General features: G+C 71.2%; 5 protein-coding genes. 1 reads left to right on the top strand and 4 read right to left on the bottom strand.

The window, feature by feature from the left end:
- Nucleotides 1–37 precede the first annotated feature (37 nt).
- The 4 genes from ABZX96_RS37900 to ABZX96_RS37885 all read right to left on the bottom strand — a co-directional run bounded on the left by ABZX96_RS37900 (nt 38) and on the right by ABZX96_RS37885 (nt 3,697).
- Entirely contained in the window at nt 38–1,441 is a 1,404-nt protein-coding gene (locus tag ABZX96_RS37900; protein ID WP_355554199.1) for an ATP-binding protein, read from the bottom strand.
- A 27-nt stretch (nt 1,442–1,468) separates the two neighbouring features.
- Complete coding sequence (locus tag ABZX96_RS37895; RefSeq protein WP_355554196.1) at nt 1,469–2,158, bottom strand: hypothetical protein; 690 nt, start codon at nt 2,156–2,158, stop codon at nt 1,469–1,471.
- Nucleotides 2,158–2,466, bottom strand: coding sequence for a DUF6112 family protein (locus ABZX96_RS37890; protein ID WP_355554202.1), 309 nt, complete (start codon nt 2,464–2,466; stop codon nt 2,158–2,160). Before ABZX96_RS37890 ends, ABZX96_RS37895 begins: the two co-directional genes overlap by 1 nt.
- Before the next feature lie 85 nt (nt 2,467–2,551).
- Nucleotides 2,552–3,697: a C40 family peptidase gene (locus ABZX96_RS37885; protein WP_355554193.1), complete on the bottom strand. Its 1,146-nt coding sequence runs from the start codon at nt 3,695–3,697 to the stop codon at nt 2,552–2,554.
- A gap of 575 nt (nt 3,698–4,272) precedes the next feature.
- Here ABZX96_RS37885 and ABZX96_RS37880 point away from each other — a divergent pair.
- Nucleotides 4,273–5,019, top strand: coding sequence for a site-specific DNA-methyltransferase (locus tag ABZX96_RS37880; RefSeq protein WP_355554190.1), 747 nt, complete (start codon nt 4,273–4,275; stop codon nt 5,017–5,019).
- The last annotated feature ends 163 nt before the right edge of the window (nt 5,020–5,182 follow it).

Below are 5,182 nucleotides of genomic sequence, written 5' to 3'. Positions count from 1 at the left end.
GGCCGTGGAGCACGGCCCGCCCCCGGGGTGGGGTGGGTCAGGAACCCGACGGCGGCCTGGTGTCGAACACCCGGCTCGTCGGCGTCGGCGAACCGGCGGCCGAGGGCCCGGCGGGAGACGGCGGCGCGGCCGAAGGCGCGGGGCCGACAGGCGGCAGGGAGATCATCTTGCCGCCCGGTGCCGATACGCCGGCCAGGTGATCAGGGCCGCCCATCACGCCGGGGACGCTCGCCGCGGACCCTTCCGGTGCGTCCCCGCCGGGACGCGTGATCAGCGGCGGAACCCCCGGGCGCTGGATCAGTGCCCGGCCCCTGTCGCCGGGGGCATCCGGGTCTTCGCCGTACGAGAAGCGGGTCGGCGGCTGGGGCGGACCGGCGTCGATGCCCTCCTTGCTGAGGGTGCCGCCGGAGGGGTTGATGCCGGAGGCGACGCCGTCGGCGCCCGCGCCGGGGACCTGGTGCGGGCCCTGGGGGGAGGGGGCGCCGGTGCCGGCCCGCATCGCCAGGGTGCCCGCGGTCTTTGCCGCCCCGGCGGCGACCGCCATGCCGGCGACGCCGGTGCGGTGCAGGTCGCCGTGGCCGCCGCCGTCGCTGGCCCAGTGGACGAACTTGTACGTCGCGTACGGGCAGAGCAGCACGAGGACCATGATGACGATGCCGGCCATCGCGTCGGACAGGGCTGCCATCCCATCGCTGGTGTCGGCCTTGCCCATGGCGGAGACGCCGATGAGGAAGACGACGGTCATCAGGAGCTTGGAGACGATCAGGGTGGCAGTGGCCTCGATCCAGCCGCGCCGCCAGCGTTTGGCGACCTCCCAGCCGCCGCCGGCTCCGGCGAACACCGCGAGGGCGACCATGATGAGTACGCCGACCTTGCGGGCGACCATGACACCCCAGTACAGGAAGGCGCCGATGGCACACCCCAAGGCGACCAGGGCGGGGACGGCCCAGCCCAGGCCGTACATGGCTCCCAGCTGGTCGATCTTGACCATGCGGCGGATCGCGTCGTCGACGGAGGCGTTGGCCGCGTGGAACAGCCCGTCGGACAGGGCGTCGACCACGGTGACGGCAACAGTGGTGAAGGCGATGGCGGAGAAACTGAACAGGACGCCGGTCATGGTCCCGAACGCCGCCTGGGCCAGCGCGCGTTCATCGCGGCGCCAGGCCGCGCACATGAGCTGGATGCAGAAGATGCCGACGGTCAGGGCGAGCCCGATGGGCAGCAGCAGCTCGTAGTTGTCCCGGAACCATCCGGCGTTGAGGTCGATGGCGGTCGTCTTGTTGACGGCCTTGGCGGCGAGGTCGGCCGCGCTGGCCGCCAGTTCGCCGGCCGACTTCGCTATCCACGCGCCGATGCCGTCGGTGACGGTGCCGGCGGGGTTGGTGACGAAGTCGACGGCGCCGCACACCTTGTCCATCAGCGGGAAGTCGCAGACTCCCATGGTCGTGCCTCCTTTCTCGGACGGTGGTCAGGGCGCGACGGACGGCATGACGCCGACCAGGGCGCAGGGATGGTGGGGCCGGCACTGGACCGCGAGGGTGGCCGACCGGCTCTCCGCGCCGCCGGCGGGCGAGCCCTTCCAGGCGATCGACTGCTTGCCGGAGACCGTGACCGCGTAGACGTACGCCTGGGTGATCGCTCCGGGGTCCTCCTGAAGGGCCCGGGTGAAGGCGTTCGGGAAATGCCCCTCATTGATCTCGGCGGTGGCGAACTGGCCGTTGTCGGCCATCTCCTTCCACAGCACGGGCGAGGGAACGACCTTCTCGACCGAGGCCGGGTCGGCGTACCTGGTCTCCGTGGTCAGCCACCCGCGCAGCGCCTCCCGCAGCTCGCTCTGCGCGTACGCGCGGGTGTCGTAGGACCACAGCGCCGCGGCGGCGGCCTTCCCGTACGCAACCGGGTCGCTGGTCTTCGGCGGGACCGGAAGACCGCGGTGCCGGATATCCGGTGTGGGGGGATCAGACGGCGTCGCGGGCGAGGAGGAAGCCGCGGGGGAACGTGGCGGTGGGGCGGGAGCCTCAGAGGCGCTCCTGCCGTCGCGGGTGAGGTACGCGACCAGGCCGGCGAGGGCGACGAGCACCACCAGGACGACGGTGCCGAGCAGCGCCCGGCGGCGCACGCGCGAGGCGCCGCCGGGGTGGGGGGAGTGCTGGTCCATCAGTGGACCTGCGTCCCCAGCGTGCTGAAGAAGGCCACCACGCCGTTGGCCGCACCGAGCAGAAGGGCCGCGCCGGCGCTCACCAGCACGCCCTTCTTCCCGTTCGCCTCGGCTTGGTGACCGCCGGAGTGGTGGCCCCAGGCCCACACGCCCGCGCTGACGGCGAGGGCGCCGACCACGGCGATGAGGCCGAAGAGATTGATCGAGCCCATCACCTGCTTGAGGACGGACAGGCCCGGCAGGCCGCCCTCGTTCGGCTTGATGCCGGGGTCGTAAGCGAGCTGTACGACCCGGTCGGCGAGAAACATAAGGAACTCCAGTTCGATTGAGCGCACGCCGAAGCCCACGGGGGCGGAGCAGCGGTGTGAGAAAAGGGGGAGGGAGAAGCGCCGGTCAGAGGACGCGGCGGGCCGCGAGAATCCGCGATTTCCAGGACGCGAGGGTCGTGATGCGGACCACGTCGCCGGTGTGCGGGGCGTGGACGATCAGGCCCTGCCCGATCGCCATCCCGACGTGCTCGGGCACGGCGGCCGTGCCCCCGGTGAACAGGAGATCACCCGGCCGAAGGGCGTCGACCGATACGGCCTTGCCCTCCTTGACCTGCGTGTACGTGGTCCGCGTCAGGGTGACCCCGGCGGCCTTGTACGCCTGCTGCATCAGGGAGGAGCAGTCGCACCGGCCCATCGCGTCCTTGCCGTGGGAGTTGGTGCAGCTCCCGCCCCACTGGTACGGCGTGCCGAGCTGCCCCAGCGCCCACCGGATCGCCGTCTGGACCTCTTGCGGAGCGTTCGCGGGGATCTTGTACTCGGCCGGCAGCGCGCCGGGCGGGATGGTGCCGAAGTCGGTCCCGTCCCCGTCCGCCGCACAGCCGCCCGCGGTACCGGGGGAAGGACTGCCGGCGTCGGCCGAGCCGGACGGCGAAGGACTGGGCGACGGGTGGCCGGCCTTGTGCAGCAGGGGCTCGATGGCCTTCTGCAGGGCGGTGGCCAGCGGCTCCCACTTGGCGTACGCCTCGGGGAAGCCCGACTTCTGCACCGCCTGGGCGGCCTGGGTGACGGACAGCGACTGCCAGCCGGAGACCTGCTTGAGCCCCTCGTAGAACTTGGTCGAGGCATGCACCGGGTCCAGGATCTCGCTCGCCGTGCCCCAGCCCATCGACGGCCGCTGCTGGAACAAACCCAGCGAATCCCGGTCGCCGTAGGTCAGGTTCCGCAGGCCGCTCTCCTGCAGCGCGGTCGCCAAGGCCACGACCTGCCCCCGAGCCGGGATGTGCATCGCGACGCCGGTGGCCTGGATCGTCTTGGCGTTGGGCACCTGCTCGGCCGGGGCATCGAGACCCGGCACGGAGACCGAGCCCTTGTGGCCGCCGTCCAGGATGGCCTTCACCTGCGTGGCCACCGCGGCGGTATCCACACTCTTCGCACCGGCGGCCGAGCAGGAGGCCGAGGCGCTCCCGGCGGCGAGGACGAGGACCGGAACGGCCAGCAACAGCGGGCCGGCCGCGCACAGACCAAGGACGGCTCCGGCGGCCTTCTTCATCGCCTCCGCCGTTCACCAAGGCGGTGCCGGCCGCATGACGGCGGAGGATCGGGGCGCGGGCGTATCAGGGCATGCTGCATCGCAGCGGCTCCTCGGTGTTCGTAGAAGACGCGGTGCCGACTTCTCGTGCAAAGCCGTCGGCACCGCGTCGATGTGCATCCGCCGCTCGGGCGGGCCCGGATCAAAGGAGTTGGTAGCTCCCGGACATCGGTTTCAGATCACACGCGGCAGCCAGCCGCGTTCGTAATCTCAGGCAGTACACGGGGCCTCCGAACGACATGGGCAAACGCGTGGGCAACGTGCCTCCCGTACCGCTCGACTGGACGACACAGCACGGAAAAGCACAGGTCAACGGGGGCGAAACGAGGCTCTGGCCCGGTGACACGGCGAGACAGTAGACCGGGATTCCGGCCGCACCAAACGACTCCCGCCCCCAGGTCCGCAGCAGGGGCAACCTCGTTAGGCGCGGCCGGAGATCGCCGTTAACCTCCGGTGCAACCTCGTCCGGGACGAACGCCGTTGAGCGCTGTCCGGAGTAGGCCCAGATCCGCCGTGCCCCAAGAGAGGCCCTTCCCATGAGCTACACGCTGCACCGCGGCGACGCCCTGACCGTGCTGAAGTCCCTTCCGGACGAGAGCGTCAACGCGGTGATCACCGACCCCCCGTACAACTCCGGCGGACGCACCAGCTCGGACCGCACCGGCCGCACCGCGCGAGCCAAGTACGTCACCAGCAACAACGCCCACGACCTCGCCAACTTCCCCGGCGAGAACCGCGACCAGCGCTCCTACCGCTCCTGGCTCACCGAACTGCTCACCGAGTCCTACCGGGCGTCCACCGAGCATGCGGTCGCCATGGTCTTCACCGACTGGCGCCAGGAGCCGACCACCACGGACGCCCTGCAGATGGCGGGCTGGACGTGGTCAGGAACGATCCCCTGGATCAAGCCGGCGAGCCGCCCTCGGAAGGGCGGGCCGAAGCAGGATTCCGAGTTCATCGTCTGGGGCGTCAAGGGCTCCCTCGACAACACCCGGGACCTGTACCTGCCCGGCCACTACATCGCCTCCCAGCCCCGCAAGGACCGGGTCCACATCACCCAGAAGCCCGTCGAGGTCATGCGGCAGCTCGTACAGATCTGCCCCGAAGGCGGTGTCGTGCTCGACCCGTTCACCGGCAGCGGCTCCACGGGCGTCGCGGCCCTTCGCGAGGGGCGTCGCTTCGTGGGCGTCGAGCTGTCCTCGCACTACGCCGACGTCGCCGAGCAGCGGCTCCGCGCCGAGCTGACGAAGGACGACTTCGACTTGGCCGGACCGGAGGCATGATCACGAAAGCGGCGAACGCGGGGCCGGCGGGCCGCAGACGCCGAAGGGCGGCTGGTGCATCGGTGGAAGCCTATAACAGCCGCCCCACGGGATGGGTCTGGGGGGCCCGCCAGGCGCCGCCGGATAACGGGGCCCCCAAGCCGCGTGGGCCGCAGGAAAGAGA

Origin of the sequence: Streptomyces sp. NPDC003077, assembly GCF_040611095.1 — a bacterium.
In the GTDB taxonomy this organism is placed as follows: Bacteria; Actinomycetota; Actinomycetes; order Streptomycetales; family Streptomycetaceae; genus Streptomyces.
The sequence above is the reverse complement of the archived record's forward strand: the minus strand, read 5'-3'. Positions and strand labels throughout refer to the sequence as shown.